16 protein-coding genes are annotated in these 16,350 nt (G+C 73.7%); 8 read left to right on the top strand and 8 right to left on the bottom strand.

From position 1 onward, the window contains the following. Positions 1 to 266: 266 nt before the first annotated feature. Both AB0G63_RS33150 and AB0G63_RS33145 read left to right on the top strand, forming a co-directional pair. Positions 267 to 3,956 carry a DNA polymerase III subunit alpha gene (locus AB0G63_RS33150; protein WP_360758028.1) on the top strand — a complete coding sequence of 1,230 codons (3,690 nt, stop codon included), beginning with the start codon at positions 267 to 269 and terminating at the stop codon, positions 3,954 to 3,956. Then, complete coding sequence (locus AB0G63_RS33145; protein ID WP_360758024.1) at positions 3,953 to 4,927, top strand: hypothetical protein; 975 nt, start codon at positions 3,953 to 3,955, stop codon at positions 4,925 to 4,927. Before AB0G63_RS33150 ends, AB0G63_RS33145 begins: the two co-directional genes overlap by 4 nt. Positions 4,928 to 4,963: 36 nt before the next feature. Here AB0G63_RS33145 and AB0G63_RS33140 read toward each other — a convergent pair whose 3' ends face one another. Then, positions 4,964 to 5,338, bottom strand: coding sequence for a cupin domain-containing protein (locus tag AB0G63_RS33140; protein ID WP_351891772.1), 375 nt, complete (start codon positions 5,336 to 5,338; stop codon positions 4,964 to 4,966). A gap of 93 nt (positions 5,339 to 5,431) precedes the next feature. On the opposite strand from AB0G63_RS33140, the gene AB0G63_RS33135 reads away from it, so the two are divergent. Both AB0G63_RS33135 and AB0G63_RS33130 read left to right on the top strand, forming a co-directional pair. Next, positions 5,432 to 5,878: a MarR family winged helix-turn-helix transcriptional regulator gene (locus AB0G63_RS33135; RefSeq protein ID WP_360758020.1), complete on the top strand. Its 447-nt coding sequence runs from the start codon at positions 5,432 to 5,434 to the stop codon at positions 5,876 to 5,878. A gap of 171 nt (positions 5,879 to 6,049) precedes the next feature. Further along, a complete protein-coding gene (locus AB0G63_RS33130) occupies positions 6,050 to 6,910 on the top strand; it encodes an alpha/beta fold hydrolase (RefSeq protein WP_360758017.1) in 861 nt (286 codons plus the stop codon). A 64-nt stretch (positions 6,911 to 6,974) separates the two neighbouring features. On the opposite strand, the gene AB0G63_RS33125 is transcribed toward AB0G63_RS33130, so the two are convergent. Further along, entirely contained in the window at positions 6,975 to 8,003 is a 1,029-nt protein-coding gene (locus AB0G63_RS33125; protein WP_360758014.1) for a lytic polysaccharide monooxygenase, read from the bottom strand. Positions 8,004 to 8,231: 228 nt separating this feature from the next. Here AB0G63_RS33125 and AB0G63_RS33120 point away from each other — a divergent pair, with 228 nt between their 5' ends. Next, complete coding sequence (locus AB0G63_RS33120) at positions 8,232 to 8,699, top strand: GNAT family N-acetyltransferase (RefSeq protein ID WP_360758011.1); 468 nt, start codon at positions 8,232 to 8,234, stop codon at positions 8,697 to 8,699. Here AB0G63_RS33120 and AB0G63_RS33115 read toward each other — a convergent pair whose 3' ends face one another. After that, a complete protein-coding gene (locus tag AB0G63_RS33115; protein WP_360758008.1) occupies positions 8,700 to 8,834 on the bottom strand; it encodes a hypothetical protein in 135 nt (44 codons plus the stop codon). It lies immediately after the preceding gene. A 139-nt stretch (positions 8,835 to 8,973) separates the two neighbouring features. Between AB0G63_RS33115 and AB0G63_RS33110 the strand changes: the two genes are divergently transcribed. Next, positions 8,974 to 9,597, top strand: a complete 624-nt coding sequence (locus AB0G63_RS33110) for a class I SAM-dependent methyltransferase (RefSeq protein ID WP_360758005.1) — start codon at positions 8,974 to 8,976, stop codon at positions 9,595 to 9,597. Between the two features lie 22 nt (positions 9,598 to 9,619). Here AB0G63_RS33110 and AB0G63_RS33105 read toward each other — a convergent pair whose 3' ends face one another. Next, on the bottom strand, positions 9,620 to 10,126 hold the full coding sequence (locus AB0G63_RS33105; protein ID WP_360758002.1) for a DUF402 domain-containing protein: 507 nt from the start codon (positions 10,124 to 10,126) through the stop codon (positions 9,620 to 9,622). Continuing rightward, positions 10,107 to 11,036 (bottom strand): GNAT family N-acetyltransferase, encoded by a 930-nt coding sequence (locus AB0G63_RS33100; protein WP_360757998.1) that lies wholly within the window; start codon positions 11,034 to 11,036, stop codon positions 10,107 to 10,109. Before AB0G63_RS33100 ends, AB0G63_RS33105 begins: the two co-directional genes overlap by 20 nt. Before the next feature lie 71 nt (positions 11,037 to 11,107). Between AB0G63_RS33100 and AB0G63_RS33095 the strand changes: the two genes are divergently transcribed. After that, positions 11,108 to 11,479 (top strand): GntR family transcriptional regulator, encoded by a 372-nt coding sequence (locus AB0G63_RS33095; RefSeq protein WP_360757995.1) that lies wholly within the window; start codon positions 11,108 to 11,110, stop codon positions 11,477 to 11,479. A 105-nt stretch (positions 11,480 to 11,584) separates the two neighbouring features. Here AB0G63_RS33095 and AB0G63_RS33090 read toward each other — a convergent pair whose 3' ends face one another. Continuing rightward, complete coding sequence (locus AB0G63_RS33090) at positions 11,585 to 12,364, bottom strand: DUF72 domain-containing protein (protein ID WP_360757993.1); 780 nt, start codon at positions 12,362 to 12,364, stop codon at positions 11,585 to 11,587. Between the two features lie 33 nt (positions 12,365 to 12,397). Further along, complete coding sequence (locus AB0G63_RS33085) at positions 12,398 to 13,492, bottom strand: DUF5925 domain-containing protein (RefSeq protein WP_360757988.1); 1,095 nt, start codon at positions 13,490 to 13,492, stop codon at positions 12,398 to 12,400. A 387-nt stretch (positions 13,493 to 13,879) separates the two neighbouring features. Between AB0G63_RS33085 and AB0G63_RS33080 the strand changes: the two genes are divergently transcribed. Then, positions 13,880 to 14,677, top strand: a complete 798-nt coding sequence (locus AB0G63_RS33080) for an SGNH/GDSL hydrolase family protein (RefSeq protein ID WP_360757985.1) — start codon at positions 13,880 to 13,882, stop codon at positions 14,675 to 14,677. A 3-nt stretch (positions 14,678 to 14,680) separates the two neighbouring features. Here the strand turns inward: AB0G63_RS33080 and AB0G63_RS33075 are convergent, their stop codons facing one another. After that, positions 14,681 to 16,291, bottom strand: coding sequence for a protein kinase (locus tag AB0G63_RS33075; protein ID WP_360757981.1), 1,611 nt, complete (start codon positions 16,289 to 16,291; stop codon positions 14,681 to 14,683). Between the last annotated feature and the right edge of the window lie 59 nt (positions 16,292 to 16,350).

Genomic DNA, 16,350 nt, shown 5'->3' with positions numbered 1-16,350 from the left:
GCCGCCCCCCCCGCGCTGCCGGGCGGGGGCGGCGGGGGCGGCGGCAATGGCCCGCCGGCCCCGCCCCGGTGCCGTTCGCGCAGGCAGCCGCCGCACTTCCCCGGGCAGGGCGGTCCGTGTCATGCCCTCACGCTCCGGGGCGGTGGTCGTTTGCGCAGGTGGGAAGCGCCCGAACGGTTGTCGTACAGACGTTCGGGAATTGGTCTATGGTGGGGGTGAGGGAGTCGGGAACTGATGTTCGATACGGTTCGATGCGGGAGGTGCGGATGCCAGGGTTCACGCATCTGCACACCGTCTCCGGGTTCTCCCTGCGTTACGGCGCCTCGCACCCGGAGCGGCTGGCCGAGCGCGCCGCGGAGCGGGGCATGGACGCCCTCGCCCTCACCGACCGCGACACCCTCGCGGGCACGGTGCGCTTCGCCAAGGCCTGCGCCAAGACGGGAGTACGGCCCCTGTTCGGCGTGGAACTGGCGGTGGAGCCGGCGACGGCGGACCCGCAGCCGGGGCCCGTGCGCGGAGGCGGGCGCCGCACCCCCGTACGCGGAGGCGCCTTCGTCGACGAGTCGACACCCCGCGTCACCTTCCTGGCCCGGGACGGCGCGGTCGGCTGGGCCGGCCTGTGCCGTCTCGTCACCGCCGCCCACGCCCCCGTCCCCGGCGGCTCCGCCCGGGCGGGGGGACCCCCGTCCGCCGGTACGCCCCTGCTGTCCTGGGCCGACAACCACGCCGACGGCCTGACCGTCCTGCTCGGCCCCGCATCCGACGTCGGCCGTGCCCTCGCCGCGGGCCGCCCCGACCGCGCCGCGCAGCTCCTCGCCCCCTGGCGGGAGGTCTACGGCGACGCCCTGCGCCTGGAGGCCGTCTGGCACGGCCGCCCGGGCACCGGCCCCGGCTCCCTGCGGCTGGCCGCCCGCACCGTCGGCTTCGCCGCCGAGCAGCGGATCCGGCCGGTGCTCAGCAACGCCGTGCGGTACGCCGACCCCGGCCTCGGCCCGGTCGCCGACGTCCTGGACGCGGCCCGCCGCCTGGTCCCGGTCGACCCGGGCAAGGAACTGGACTCGGGGGAGGCCTGGCTCAAGGACCCGGGCGCCATGCTGCGCGCGGCCGAGCGGATCGTTCAGGCCGCGGGATTCCGGCCCGAGGCGGCCCGCCGCCTGCTGGAGCAGACGCGGGCGACGGCCGCCGCGTGCCTGGTCGACCCCGAGGGCGACCTGGGCATCGGCACCGTCCACTTCCCCGAGCCGCACCTGGCCGGCGCCGGGCGCCGCACCGCCCAGCGGGCGCTGGCCTCGCGGGCGGCGGCGGGCATGGTGCTGCGCGGCTACGCCGGCCGGCGCGCCTACTGGGAGCGCATGCACCGGGAGCTGGACATCATCGCCCACCACGGCTTCGCCTCCTACTTCCTGACGGTTGCTCAGGTGGTCGACGACGTACGGAGGATGGGCATCCGGGTCGCCGCCCGCGGCTCCGGGGCGGGCTCCCTGGTCAACCATCTCCTCGGCATCGCGAACGCCGACCCGGTCGAGCACGGGCTGCTGATGGAGCGCTTCCTGTCCAAGGAGCGGGTCGTCCTGCCCGACATCGACATCGACGTGGAGTCCGCGCGCCGCCTGGAGGTCTACCGCGCGATCATCGACCGGTTCGGCACCGAGCGGGTCGCGACGGTCGCGATGCCGGAGACGTACCGGGTGCGCCACGCGATCCGCGATGTGGGCGCGGCCCTGTCCATGGACCCCGCCGACGTCGACCGCATCGCCAAGTCCTTCCCGCACATCCGCGCCCGCGACGCCCGCGCGGCCCTGGAGGAACTGCCCGAACTCAGGCGCCTGGCGGGGGAGAAGGAGAAGTACGGAAGGCTGTGGGAGCTGGTCGAGGCGCTCGACGCCCTGCCGCGCGGGGTCGCCATGCACCCCTGCGGGGTGCTGCTCTCCGACGCCTCCCTCCGCTCCCGCACGCCGGTCGTGCCGACCAGCGGCGAGGGCCTGCCGATGTCGCAGTTCGACAAGGACGACGTCGAGGACCTCGGGCTGCTCAAGCTCGACGTGCTCGGCGTGCGGATGCAGTCGGCGATGGCGCACGCGGTCGCGGAGGTGGAGCGGGCGACGGGGGAGCGGATCGACCTGGACGGACTGCCGCCCGGCGACCCGGCGACGTACCGGCTCATCCGCTCCGCCGAGACGCTGGGCTGCTTCCAGATCGAGTCGCCGGGCCAGCGGGACCTGGTGGGGCGGCTGCAGCCGAGCACCTTTCACGACCTGGTCGTCGACATCTCCCTGTTCCGGCCGGGCCCGGTCGCCGCCGACATGGTGCGGCCGTTCATCGAGGCACGGCACGGGCGGGCGCCGGTGCGCTTTCCGCACCCGGACCTGGAGGAGCCGCTGAAGGGGACGTACGGGGTCGTCGTCTTCCACGAGCAGATCATCGACATCGTCGACATCATGACCGGCTGCGGCCGCGGCGAGGCGGACCGGGTGCGGCGCGGGCTGTCCGACCCGGAGTCGCAGGCGCGCATCAAGGTCTGGTTCGCGCAGCACGCGGCGGCGCGCGGATACGACGCAGAAACGATTCAGCAGACCTGGGAGACCGTCGAGGCCTTCGGGTCGTACGGGTTCTGCAAGGCGCACGCGGTCGCCTTCGCGGTGCCGACGTACCAGTCGGCGTGGCTGAAGGCGCATCACCCGGCCGCCTTCTACGCGGGGCTGCTCACGCACGACCCCGGGATGTATCCGAAGCGGCTGCTGCTGGCGGACGCGCGGCGGCGCGGGGTGCCGATCCTGCCGTTGGACGTGAACCGGTCGGCGGTCGCACACCGTATCGAACTGGTGTCTGAATCGGGTGTCTGGGGGCTGCGGTTGGCACTCTCCGACGTGCACGGCATCAGCGAGGCGGAGGCGGAGCGGATCGCGGACGGGCAGCCGTACGCCTCCCTGGTCGACTTCTGGGAGCGGGCCCGGCCGAGCCGCCCGCTCGCCCAACGGCTCGCGCAAGTAGGCGCGTTGGACGACTTCGGCGCCAACCGCCGGGACCTGCAGCTGCACCTGACCGAGCTGCACCGGGGCGCCCGGGGCGCGGGCGGCGGCCAGCTGCCCCTGGCCGGCGGGCGCAGGACCGCCCCGGCCGGGCTGCCCGACCTCTCCTCGGCGGAGCGGCTCAGCGCCGAGCTGGGCGTGCTGTCGATGGACGCCTCGCGCAACCTGATGGACGACCACCGGGAGTTCCTCGACGAGCTGGGCGTGATGTCGGCGCGGCGGCTGCGCGAGGCGCGGCACGGCGAGACGGTCCTGGTCGCGGGCGCCAAGGCGGCCACCCAGACCCCGCCGATCCGCTCCGGCAAGCGCGTCATCTTCACCACCCTGGACGACGGCACGGGCCTGGTCGACCTCGCCTTCTTCGACGACTCCCACGACACCTGCGCCCACACCGTCTTCCACTCCTGGCTGCTGCTGGTGCGCGGGGTGGTGCAGCGGCGCGGCCCGCGCAGCCTCAGCGTGGTGGGCGCCGCCGCCTGGAACCTCGCGGACCTGCTGGAGGTGCGCCGGGAGGAGGGGCTCGACGGGGTCGCGGCCCGGCTGGCCGGGCCGGCCGGGTCCGGCCGGGACGGCGCCGCCGGGGACCGCGCCGCACGGGAGGAAGGCGACGGCTCCGGGCGGGAGAACGGCTACGGCTCCGGACGGGAGGACGGTGACGGCCCCAGGCGGGAGGACGGTGACGGCTCCGGGCGGGACGGTGACGGCTCCGCGCCGGAGGACGGCGGCGGTTCGTCGCCGGCCCGGCTCGCCGGTTCGGACGGGCGGCCGGCGCCCGCGGGCTCCGCGGCCCGCGACCCGATGGAGGACCGGAGGATCCGCATGCCCACGGGGTACCGGATGCACCCCTGGGCGGATCTGCGCCCCGCGGGCGAAGGGCCCGCGGTGGGAAGGAAGTTGTGGCACCAGAGTCCGGGGAGTGCGGGATGACCGTTCTGTGCGTACGTTTCCAGCTGCCGCCGGCGCACGAGGCCGCCCTGCCGGGGCTGCTCGGGCTGCTCGAGGAGTTCACGCCGGTCGTCCAGGCGCTGCCGCCGGACGGGGCGCTGGCCGATCTGCGCGGCGCCGAGCGGTACTTCGGACGCAGCGCGGCGGAACTGGCGTCGGTGATCCGGGTCCGTGCCCTCGCGCTGCACGGGGTCGACTGCGTGATCGGCGCCGGGCCCGGGCCGCTGCTGGCCCGCGTGGCGCTGCGCGACGCCCGGCCCGGGACGACCTGCGCGGTGCCCGAAGACCCGCACGTCATCGCGGAGTTCCTCGCCGGCCGTCCCGTCGCCGCGCTCCCCGGCGTCGGCGCGGCGACCGCCCGCACCCTGGGCGAGTACGGCCTGGACACCCTCGGCCGGGTCGCCGCCGCGCCGCTGTCCACGCTCCAGCGCCTGGTCGGCGCGAGGGCGGGCCGCGAACTGCACGAGAAGGCGAACGGCATCGACCGCGGCCGCGTCGTCCCGAACGCCGTTTCCCGTTCCCTGGCCGCCGAACGCCCCTTCCCCCGGGACGAACTGGACCCCGGCCGCCACCGCCGTGCCCTGCTCTCGGCCGCCGAGGAGCTGGGCGCCCGGCTGCGCGCCCTGGACAAGGTCTGCCGCACGCTCACCCTCACCGTGCGCTACGCCGACACCTCCGCCACGACCCGCAGCCGCACCCTGAAGGAGCCGACCGCCCACTCGGCCGCGCTGACCGCGGCGGCGTACGGCATGTACGAGGCGCTGGGCCTCCAGCGCGCCCGGGTCCGCGCGGTCCACCTGCGCGCCGAGGGCCTCGCCCCCGCCGAACAGGCCTCCCACCAGCTCACCTTCGACCCCGCCGACGAGAAGGCCCGCCGTCTGGAGGAGGTCGCGGACCGCGCCCGCGCCAGGTTCGGCCCGGACGCGGTGAAGCCGGGGACGCTGGCGGCGTGAACGCGGCCGGCGGGGTGACCGTGGCCGGCGGGGTGGTCAGTTCGCCCACGGCGGGCTGATCCGGGTTCCGTCGGCCAGTTCGGCCTCCAGCCCGATGGACGTGGTGACCCAGGAGATCGCGGTCTGGTCGGTCGGGTTCTCGACGCCGAAGGCCGTGCCCGGGTTCACGATCACCGTGTCGCCCGCGGTGACGCGGTCGGTGCGGCCGTCGAGGGTGACCAGCAGTTCGCCGATGAGCAGGTGGAAGACCTCCTCCCGGCTGACGGTGTGCACCGGCGCCCTGGTGCCCGCCGGGATCTCGCCCCGCCAGGCGCACAGCTCCTTGCTGCCGGTGAGGGGAGTGGCGTACGAGACGAAGCGGGCGCCGTGGATCTCGTGGGTGACGGCGTCGGACGTGCGGATGACGGGCATGGGTGCCCTCCGTTGGTCAAGTTGCTTGACTATATGGACTGGACCCATGGTCAAGCCGCTTGACCATTTCGTCAAGGGTGTTTCAATGCCTCCGTGCAGAACTCCGAGGCCATGGCCCTGTCCGCCGCCCTGCTCGCCGTCGCCGGCGAGCTGACGCAGCGCATCAACGAGGGCGTCGCCGCCCGTGGCTTCGAGGGGCTGCGGCCCGCGCACGGTTTCGCCTTCGCGCGGCTCGCCCCGGACGGTGCGACGGTGACCGACCTCGCCGCCCACCTCGGGGTCACCAAGCAGGCCGCCAGCCAGCTCGTCGACGAGATCGTGCGCAAGGGGTACGCCGAGCGGCGGCCGCATCCCGCCGACGCGCGGGCCCGGCTGATCGTGCTGACGGAGCGCGGGCGGGCCTGCACGCGGGCCGCGGAGGAGGCGGCCGCGGAAGCGGTGCGCCGGTGGGCGGAGCTGCTCGGGGAGGGCGAGGTGCGGGCGCTGTCCGACCGGCTGGCCCGCCTCGCCCCCTACGGTCCTGTCCGGCCCACCTGGTGACGCCTCATCAGGCGTGACAGCCGAATCGGCTGTCACTGGAAGTTTTTACTGACGCGTAACTTCACGTCTTTACTACTCGCCCGTAACTTGATGGGTGAACAGCATCCTCGTGATCCGGATCACAGGGCGTCCTGCCGTCGCAACTCCCTTGAGCCGCAAGGAGATCACTCGATGCTGCCCTGGAAAAGACTCCTCAGACCCCTGACCGCGCTGCTCCTCACCGCCGCCGTCGCCCTGGTCCCCGCCACCGCCGCCCACGCCTCCACCGCCCCCAGCGCGGGCTGGAACGACTACTCCTGCAAGCCCTCCGCCGCCCACCCCCGTCCCGTCGTCCTGGTGCACGGCACGCTCGGCAACTCCGTCGACAACTGGCTGGGCCTCGCCCCGTATCTGAAGGACCGCGGGTACTGCGTCTTCTCCTTCGACTACGGCCAGCTCCCCGGCGTCCCCGTCTTCTACGGCCTCGGCCCCGTCGACAAGTCGGCCGAGCAGCTGTCCGCCTTCGTCGACAAGGTGCTCACCGCCACCGGCGCCGGCAAGACCGACATCGTCGGCCACTCGCAGGGCGGCATGATGCCCCGCTACTACCTGAAGTTCCTCGGCGGGGCCGCCAAGGTGAACGCCCTCGTCGGCATCGCCCCCAGCAACCACGGCACCGACCTGAACGGCCTGACCAACCTGCTGCCCTACTTCCCGGGAGCCGAGGACCTGCTGTCCACGGCCACCCCGGCCCTGGCCGACCAGATCACCGGCTCCGCCCTCCTCACCAAGCTCAACGCCGGCGGCGACACCGTCCCCGGCGTCCACTACACCGTCCTCGCCAGCAAGTACGACGAGGTCGTCACGCCGTACCAGAGCCAGTACCTCAGCGGTTCCGACGTGCACAACGTGCTGCTGCAGAACCTGTGCTCGCTCGACCTCTCCGAGCACCTGGCGATCGCGCTGTTCGACCGGATCGCCTTCCACGAGGTGGCCAACGCGCTCGACCCGGCGCACGCCACCGCCACCACCTGCGCGTCGGTGTTCAGCTGACCCCGCGTCGGGGCCTGCCCGGCCTGAGCCGCCGGACAGGCCCCGACGCCGTCGCCGGGCCCGCCTAACGGCCGTGCCGCCCGGCGGCCGCGCGGCGGCGGACCGAGGCGAACAGGGCCGCCGAGCCGAGCGTCAGGGCCGCCGCGCCGCCCACGGCGAGGTACGGGACGCTGCCGTCGCCGGTCTCGGCGAGGCGCCGCGCGGCCCCGGCCGCCGTCGGCGCGCCGGCCGCGACGGCGTCCGTGCCACGGCCCTCCGCGCTGCCCTCCGCGCTGCCGTCCGCGCTGCCGTCCCCGGTGGTGGCCGGCCGCGCGGAGGTGCGGGCGTCGTCGTCGCCGTGACCGTGGTGCTCCACCGTCGACTTGCCGGCGCCGTCCTCGATCTGCTCCTCGGAGGGCGCGGACGCGCTCGGGACCGGCGCCGGACCGGCCGTCACGGCGCCGCCGCTGTCGCCCCCGAACGCGACGTCCGAGCAGGAGTAGAACGCCTCCGGGCCGTCCGAGCGCTGCCAGATCGCGTAGAGCAGCTGCCTGCCGGAACGCTGCGGGAGCGTGCCGGAGAAGGTGTAGTAGCCGCCCGACGCGACCGGGTCGGTGGCCGTGGCCACCGGGTGCTCCAGGTCCAGGTCGGACCAGGCGAGCGGCTGGGCCGGGTCGTGACCGGCCTTGGTGATGTACACCGTGAACGTGCCCTTGTGCGGGGCGGTCACGCGGTACTTGAAGGTGTACGAGCCGCTGCTCACGCTGGTCGCGGGCCAGTCGGCACGGGCCAGGTCCAGCCCCTTGAACTCCTCGTTGCCCGCGCTGCACAGCCTGCCGTCCGGGATCAGCTCCCGGTGCCGTCCGTTCGCGTCCCCGATGCGGATGCCGTTCCAGTCGTACAGCGCCTGCGTGCCGCCCGCCGCGACCGCCGCCTTGCACGCGTCCGACTTCGGGCTCTCGGGCCCCTCGGCGTAACACTGCGCGACCCGGCTGACCGGGTCGCCCATCGAGCCGTGCGCGGACGCCGGGGCGGCGGCGAGGGCGGTCAGCGCGAGCGGGGCCGCGCCGAGGGCGGCGACGGCGACGGCGGCCTTGCGGCGGCGTGCGGGCATGCGGGAACTCCTCGGAGACGGTCCTCGGCGTGAAGCGCGGGGCGGGCCCCGGGGCGGAACCCGGGCGCGGACCCCGTGACGCGGACCCCGTGGCGCGGACCCCGTGGGGGCGATCCGAAACTAGCGCCGGAAGACCGCGGAATCGCCTGCCGGAGGCCGGTGAGGGAGATCCTTATGGTGCCGTTAAGGGAATGCTCAGGCTGCGCTGAGGCAGGTAGCGTGCACGCCATGACGGAGCAGGGGATCCGGCCGGCCACCGCCGACGACGTGCCGGCCGTACGGGCCGTGACCGACGCCGCGTACCACCCCTACATCGCCCGCATCGGAGTGGTGCCGGTGCCCGTGCGGGCGGACCACGCGGCGGACGTGGCCGCGGGCAGGGTGTTCGTCACGGGCGACCCCGTGATCGGTCTCGTGGTCGTCGAGGCGCACGACGACCACCTCTTCCTCGACAGCGTCGCCGTCCACCCCGACGCCCGCGGACGGGGCGTGGGGCGGCGGCTGCTGCACTTCGTGGACGCGCACGCGCGTGCGCTGGGGCTGTCCGAGGTCAGGCTCTACACGAACGCGCTGATGTTCGAGAACCAGCGGATCTATCCGCGCTACGGCTACGAGGTCGTGGAGCGGAGGCAGGACGGGCCGTACGACCGCGTCCATTACCGCAAGCGGCTGGACGGCGGGGCGGGACCGGGCTGATCACCCGTCCGGCCACCAGGTGCGCGCGATGTCCTTGCGCACCTCCGGACGCCCCGCGGGGCGCTCGTCGGCCTCCTCACGGATCCGGCGGGCGTCCGTCCTCTTCAGGGGCTTGTGCACGGTGGTACGGCGCATGGCTGCCTCCTTCAGTGCCTACCGGGTTCCGTGATGTCACGGAGGTAGACCCTTTTCGCGAGCCTGACTCATCAACGGGGGTCTGTCAGTGGTGGTGGTCACGATTCGACTGTCAGTGGCAGGTGTCACTCTGGGGCCCATGACACCCGACGACAAGGGCTTGACCGGTGCGGATGTGGACTGGGACGCGCGGGCCGCCACCTTCGACGAGGAGCCCGACCACGGCCTGCGCGACCCCGGAGTGCGCCGGGCCTGGGCCGGCCGGCTCACCGGCTGGCTGCCCGGACCGGCGAGCGACGTCCTCGACCTCGGCTGCGGCACGGGCAGTCTGTCGCTGCTCGCGGCCGAGCAGGGACACCGCGTCACCGGCGTCGACCGCTCGCCCGCCATGGTCGCGCTCGCGCGGGCGAAAGCGGCCGGGCAGGCCGGATGTGACGCGGTGTTCCATACCGGCGACGCGGCGCTGCCGCCGGTGGGGGAGCGGCGCTTCGACGTCGTGCTGGTGCGTCATGTGCTGTGGGCGCTGGCCGACCCCGGCCGCGCCCTGCGGCACTGGCGCCGACTGCTGCGCCCCGGAGGGCGGTTCGTGCTGGTGGAGGGCGTGTGGGGGACGTCCGGCCCGGTCGGGATACCCGCCGACCGCCTCACCGCGCTGCTCGCCCCGCTCGCCGGCGAGGTGCGCGTGGAGCGGCTGTCCGGGGACGCGCTGCTGTGGGGGAAGGAGGTGCACGACGAGCGGTACGCGGTGGTGGCACGGGTGTGAGGACCCGGGCATGAGGCCCGCGTCAGCCCAGCAGCGCCTCGAAGGCGCCGTCGCGCCGCAGGGCCAGCGCCTCCAGTTCGTCCAGCGCGGCCACGGCGGCGGCCGCCGCCCGCGGGTCGCTGCGTGCCAGGCCACTGTCGGCGAACTCGTCCTCGTCCAGGCGGCGTACGTCCGTGCCGTCCGCGGAGCGCCACAGGTCCAGGTCGAGGTCCTCGACGACCAGCTGCGCGCCGGTGAGCGCGGCCGGGCGGGTGATGTCGCAGTACCAGCCCTTCAGGCGGCCGTCGGCGTCACGCACCTCCTTCACCGAGTACCAGCGGTCGCGCCAGTAGTACTCGGTGAAGACGTCGCCCTTCTCGAAGCGGACGAACCCGAAGTCGCGCACGCCGTCACCCGCCCAGGGCGCGCGGACCGCGATCCGGGTGCCGTCGTCGCCGAGCAGTGCGGCCGGGTAACGGATCTTCGTCCGGCCCGCCTTGACCAGTACGACGTCCAGCGGCCGCGCCGGTTCAGCCGAGTTCGCGGACATACCGCACCTCCGTCCCGCAGCGCTCGTACCCGAACCACTTGTTGATCGCGATCATCGGCTCGTTGCCGGTGTCGTTGCCGGTGAACGCCTCCCGGTAGCCGGCCGCGCGGGCCCGGTGCAGTGAGTCGTTCTTGGCCAGCTTGGCCAGGCCCCGGCCGCGGAAGGCGCGGGCGGTTCCGGTCATGGCGGTGGAATACCGGCCGGCGCGGTCGGTGTAGGCGACGGTGAAGGCGGCGGGCCGGCCGTCGACCACCGCGACGGTGGTCAGCTCCCGGTCGAGCAGCGGATGCTGCCAGCTCACCTCGATCCAGTTGTCGTAGTCGGCGAACTCGGCGTCGATGTCGCTCGGTTCGTCCGACATCGTCTCCGCGTCCAGCTCGAACAGCGGGCGCGGATCGTCCGCGAAGTCGGCCGCGGTGCGCAGCTCGACGCCCGGCGGTGGAGGCGAGAGCGGCGGGAGCGTACCGTCGGCGAGGTCCAGCCGGAGGAAGTGGGCGGAGCGGCCGACGTGGTAGCCGTGCCGTTCGGCGAAGGCCCGGTCGGCCGGTGTGTCCAGCACCCAGGCGAACAGCTTCGTCGCCCCGTGCGCGGCCAGGTGGTCCTCGGCCGCGCGCACCAGGAGCCCGCCGGCGCCGCGGCGTGTCCGGCCGGGGTGCACGTAGACGGTGAGCAGGCCCTGGCCGGGCTCCGAGGTGTCGTGGGCCAGGCTCACCTGGGCCGTGCCGATCACCTCGCCGTCCTCCTCGGCGACCAGGGAGGCGAAGTGGGTGTCGGGGTGGGAGTGGTTCAGGTGGTGGAGGATGGCGTCCGGGGTCCACAGGATGAACGGGAGGGCGAGGTGCCGTACCCGGGCGAAGGCTTCGACGTCGGCCCGGTCGCCGGCACGGAGGTCGCGCACGATCACTGTCATATGCGCGCACGGTACGCCGGGGGCCTGCCGGGGTGCCTCTCATTTTCCGGCGGGTGCGGGACAATCGAGCGGTGACCTTGAAGATCCGCATCGACGACACCGCCCCGCCGTACGAGCAGGTACGGGCGCAGATCTCCGAGCAGGCACGGTCGGGCGCGCTGCCGGTGGGCTACCGGCTGCCGACTGTGCGCGGGCTGGCCGAGTCGCTGGGGCTCGCGGCGAACACCGTGGCGAAGGCCTACCGGGCGCTGGAGACCGACGGGGTGATCGAGACGCGGGGGCGCAACGGCACGTTCGTGGCCGCCGCCGGCTCGGCCGCCCAGCGGGAACTGGCGGCGGCGGCCCAGACGTACGCGGAGCGGGCCCGGCGACTGGGGCTGACGCCGGACGACGCGCTGGAAGCCGTACGCGACGCACTGCGTGCGGGCTACGACCGGGACTGACCGGGCCGGGACCGACCGGGCCGGGACCGACCGGGACTGACCAGGCCGGGACCGACCGGGAACGACCAGCCGGGGCCGACAGGGATCGCTCAGAGCCGGGAACGGTCAGGGCCCGGCGGCGGTGGGCAGCCGGCTCGGGGTGCGGGTGACGGTGAGCCCCGCCCTGGCTGCCGCCCTCCCGAAGGCCCTCACGTCCCGCACCGCCGCCCCGCCGGGGTCGTTGTTGAAGTACACGTACGTGTCCTCGGCGTCGGAGAAGGCGGTGGCGATCCGGTCGACCCAGGTCTCCAGGGACCGCCGGCCGTAGTGCGGCCAGGGCCGGGCGCGTCCCTGGTGCAGGCGGACGTAGCCCCAGTCCGCGGTCCGCCACAGCGGGGTCACCGGGCGGGCCAGCACGTCCGCCCAGCACAGGGCCGCACCCCGGTGCTCCAGGACCCCGCGGACCTCCGGCGTCCACCACGAGTCGTGGCGCGGTTCCACCGCCACCCGCGTCCCCGGAGGGAAGCGGGCCAGACAGGCGTCCAGCAGGCCCGCGTCCGCTCGCAGCGTCGGCGGGAGCTGGAGCAGCACCGGGCCCAGCCGGTCGCCGAGGCCGGCCGCGTGCGTCATCAGCCGGTGCACCGGTTCCTCCGGCTCCCGCAGGCGCTTGATGTGGGTCAGATAGCGGCTGGCCTTGACCGCGACGACGAAGTCCGGCGGCACCCGCTCCCGCCAGCTCTCGAAGGTCTCCCGCGTCGGCAGCCGGTAGAACGCGTTGTTCAGCTCCACGGTCGCGAAACACCGCGCGTACTCCTCCAGCCACAGCCGCACCGGGCACCCGGCCGGGTAGAGCACGCCCCGCCAGTCCCTGTACTGCCATCCCGACGTTCCGGCCAACAGGGTCATACGACCATGAAAGCACCCGGTCCGGTACACGGCCTACAGGTACAGCCCGGCCTCCGCGCCGTCCCGCGGTTCCGGCAGCGCCGTCGGGGAGGTGCCCCGGCGCAGCGCGTACAGCTCCGCCAGCGTCGCCCCGTCGCGGCCCACGCCCTCCTCGCTGCCGAGCCAGTTCACCGCCTCGCGCCGGGTCAGCCTGCCGACCTCGATGCGGGCCAGGCAGCGTCCGGGCCGGACGACGGCCGGGTGCAGGCGCTCCAGGTCCTCGTTGGTCGTCACGCCCACCAGCACGTTGCGGCCCTGGCCGAGCAGGCCGTCCGTCAGGTTCAGCAGGCGGGACAGGGCCTGGCCGGCGGTGTGCTTGGCCTCGCCGCGGATCAGTTCGTCGCAGTCCTCGAGCAGCAGCAGGCGCCAGCGGCCCTTGCCGGCCGCGTCCTCCTCGCCGATCGCGATGTCCATCAGGTACCCCACGTCGGAGAACAGGCGCTCGGGGTCCAGGACGCAGTCCACCTGGCACCAGTCGCGCCAGGACCGGGCGAGGGTGCGCAGCGCCGAGGTCTTGCCGGTGCCCGGCGGGCCGTGCAGCAGCAGCAGACGGCCCGCGATGTCCTCCGGCGTCGTCTTCATCAGGCGGTCCATGGCGTCCGCCACGGGCGCGGTGTAGTTCTCCCGCACCTCGTCCCAGGTGCCCGCCGAGATCTGCCGGGTGGTGCGGTGCGGTCCGCGCCGTGGGGAGACGTACCAGAACCCCATCGTCACGTTCTCCGGCTGGGGTTCGGGCTCGTCGGCGGCGCCGTCCGTGGTTTGGTCGAGGACCTTCTTCGCCAGCTCGGGGGTGGTCGCCGTCACCGTCACGTCGGCGCCCCGGTTCCAGCGCGAGACCAGCAGCGTCCAGCCGTCGCCCTCCGCCAGCGTGGCGCTGCGGTCGTCGTCGCGGGCGACGCGCAGCACCCGCGCGCCGGGCGGCAGGAGCGTCGCCCCTGACCGCACGCGGTCGATGTTCGCCGCGTGGGAGTACGGCTGCTCGCCCGTCGCGAAGCGGCCGAGGAACAGCGCGTCGACGACGTCGGACGGCGAGTCGCTGTCGTCGACGTTGAGCCGGACCGGCAGAGCGTCGTATGGGTTCGCAGACATGGCGCCCATGATCCGGCACCCGGGCGTCCCACGCACCCGGTTTCCATGGTGCGCCGGGCGTGTCGGACCGCGTGTCACCAAGACCGGCACCGGGCCGGCCGGCGCCTGTCGCGCGGCGCCTGAGGGGGCGTCAAGGGCTTTGGACCCTGGGGTGAATCTTCCCCACCTTCCCGTTCAAGGCTCAGCAAAGGTTCGGGTGAGGTGCGACCCCGCCTGTCCGGAGAGTTGAGTCGCTGTCAACCGACGCGTCATGAACGCGTGATCACGATCGGGTGAACACGGGCACGGGAGCTGTCGAGGTCTCAGCATTTTTGACATGAACACTTCCCGTCAACGCGCGTAGCTGGTACCAACGTTGTGGCGGAGATCCTGCTAAAGGGAGGTTCCATGAGACGTTCCCGTATTGCCGTGTTCATCAGCTCCATCGTTCTCGCCGCCGGTGCGGCCCTGACCGGAGCCACGGCGGCGCACGCGTCCGTGACCGGCGGGTACGTTGCCCTCGGCGACTCCTACTCCTCCGGGGTGGGCACGAACAGCTACATCAGTTCCAGCGGCGACTGCAAGCGGAGCACGAAGGCCTACCCGTACCTCTGGGCGGCCGCCAACTCACCAACGTCCTTCAGCTTCGACGCCTGCTCGGGCGCCACCACGGACGACGTCCTCGCCAACCAGATGGGGTCGCTCAGCTCGTCCACCGGCCTGGTCTCGATCAGCGTCGGCGGCAACGACGCCGGATTCGCCGACGTCATGACGACCTGTGTGCTCTCGTCCGACAGCACCTGCCTGTCGCGGATCGCCACCGCGAACGCGTACATCGACTCGACGCTGCCCGGCAAGCTGAACAACGTCTACTCCGCCATCAGCAGCAAGGCGCCCAACGCCCATGTGGTGGTGCTGGACTACCCCCGCTTCTACAAGCTGGGCACCACCTGCATCGGTCTGTCCGAGACCAAGCGGTCGGCGATCAACGCCGCGGCCGACCACCTCGACAGCGTCATCGCCAAGGCCGTCGCCGGCCACGGATTCACCTTCGGCGACGTCCGCACCACCTTCACCGGCCACGAGATCTGCTCCGGCAGCTCCTGGCTGAACAGCGTCAACTGGACGAACATCGGCGAGTCGTACCACCCCACCGCGGCCGGCCACTCCGGCGGCTACCTGCCCGCGTTCGCCAACGCCGTCTGATCCTCACGGCGTCGCCGAGCCGGAAGCGCTGGCGGAGGTCCCTCCTGACGGGGTCTCCGCCACGCACGTCACCGAGAACGGCACCGAGTCGGACGTCACGTGCACCGGGGAGCGCACCTCGACGCTGACCGCGTTGCGCAGCGTCCCGGTGCTGTCGTACGTCGTCACGAACGCCTTGTCCTGCTTGGTCCGGCCGCCGCCCGCCGGGAAGGACAGGGTCTTCCACCCCGTGTCCACCACGTGCCCGTCCTCCGACAGCCAGCGGTAAGTCACCTCGGCCGGCAGCCGGCCCACGGTGATGGTCGCCGTGAAGGCGGGCGCCTCGCTCTCGGCCGGCGGACAGGCGCCGGAGTAGTCGGTGTGCGAGCCGGTCAGCGTGACGCTCACCGACTGCGCCGGGGCGGAGGTCGTCGTACCGCTGCGGCTCGGCGTAGGAGCGGTGCCGGCCGTCTTGCCGCCGGACTCGCCGCGGGTGGCGGCCGGCGAGCTCGCCGCCTGCGAACCGGCGGTGCCGCCGCCCGTCTTCCCGCCCCCGTCGCCGCGGTCGAGCAGCGCGTACGTCAGCCCGGCCAGGGCGAGGGCCACCACCAGCAGCCCGGCGACCAGCACCGCGACGGCCCGCCGGTCGCGGCCCGGCGGCGCCGGGTCCGCGGTGGTCCCCGGCCCGGTGCCGGGCTCGTTCCGGCCGGCCGGATACGGCATCGGCGGCGTCGGCCCCTGCGGGTCGGGGAACCCGGCGACGGTCGGCGCGTACGGCGATGCCCCCACCGCGTCCGCGCGCGGGGTGCCGCCCGCCGCGACCAACCGCAGGTCCTGCTCGGCCCGTTCGGCCGACAGCCGTTCGGCCGGATTCTTGCGCAGCAGCCCCTCGATGACGGGGGCGAGCGCGCCCGCCCGGCGCGGCGGCGGCAGTTCGTCGTCGACGACAGCGCGCAGGGTGTTCAGCGGGGTGTCATGGCGGAAGGGGGAGTTGCCCTCGACGGCCGCGTACAGCAGGACGCCCAGCGACCACAGATCGGACTCCGGGCCCGGCTTGCGGCCCAGCGCCCGCTCCGGCGCGAGGAACTCCGGCGAGCCGATGACCTCGCCGGTCATGGTCAGCGCCGAACTCCCCTCCACCGTGGCGATGCCGAAGTCGGTGAGCACCACCCGGCCGTCGTTCGACATCAGCACGTTGGCCGGCTTCACGTCCCGGTGCAGCACCCCGGCCGCGTGCGCGGCCCGCAGCGCCGCCAGCACCTCGGCGCCGATGCGCGCGGTCCGCTCGGCTGGCAACGGGCCCTCGGCGTCCAGCAGTTCGGCCAGCGAGATGCCCCGGACCAGCTCCATCACGATCCACGGGCGGCCGTCCTGCGTGGCCACGTCGTACACCGTGACCACGTTGCGGTGGGAGACCCGGGCCGCCGCCCACGCCTCGCGCTCCAGGCGGGCGTACATCCGCTCGACGTCCTGCGCCGGCAGCCCGGCGGGCGCCCGCACCTCCTTGACGGCGACCTCCCGGTGCAGAACCTCGTCCCGGGCCCGCCACACCGTTCCCATGCCGCCCTCGCCGAGGGGGGACAGCAGACGGTAGCGGCCCGCGACCAGCCGTTCACCGCCCGGTTCTTCGGACACCTGTGCGCCCCCTTCGCATCCGAGTGCCGTCTCCGCTCCGCGTGATTTCTCCACAAAAG

Source organism: Streptomyces sp. NPDC020996 (genome assembly GCF_040641355.1).
Lineage (GTDB): Bacteria > Actinomycetota > Actinomycetes > Streptomycetales > Streptomycetaceae > Streptomyces.
The sequence above is the reverse complement of the archived record's forward strand: the minus strand, read 5'-3'. Positions and strand labels throughout refer to the sequence as shown.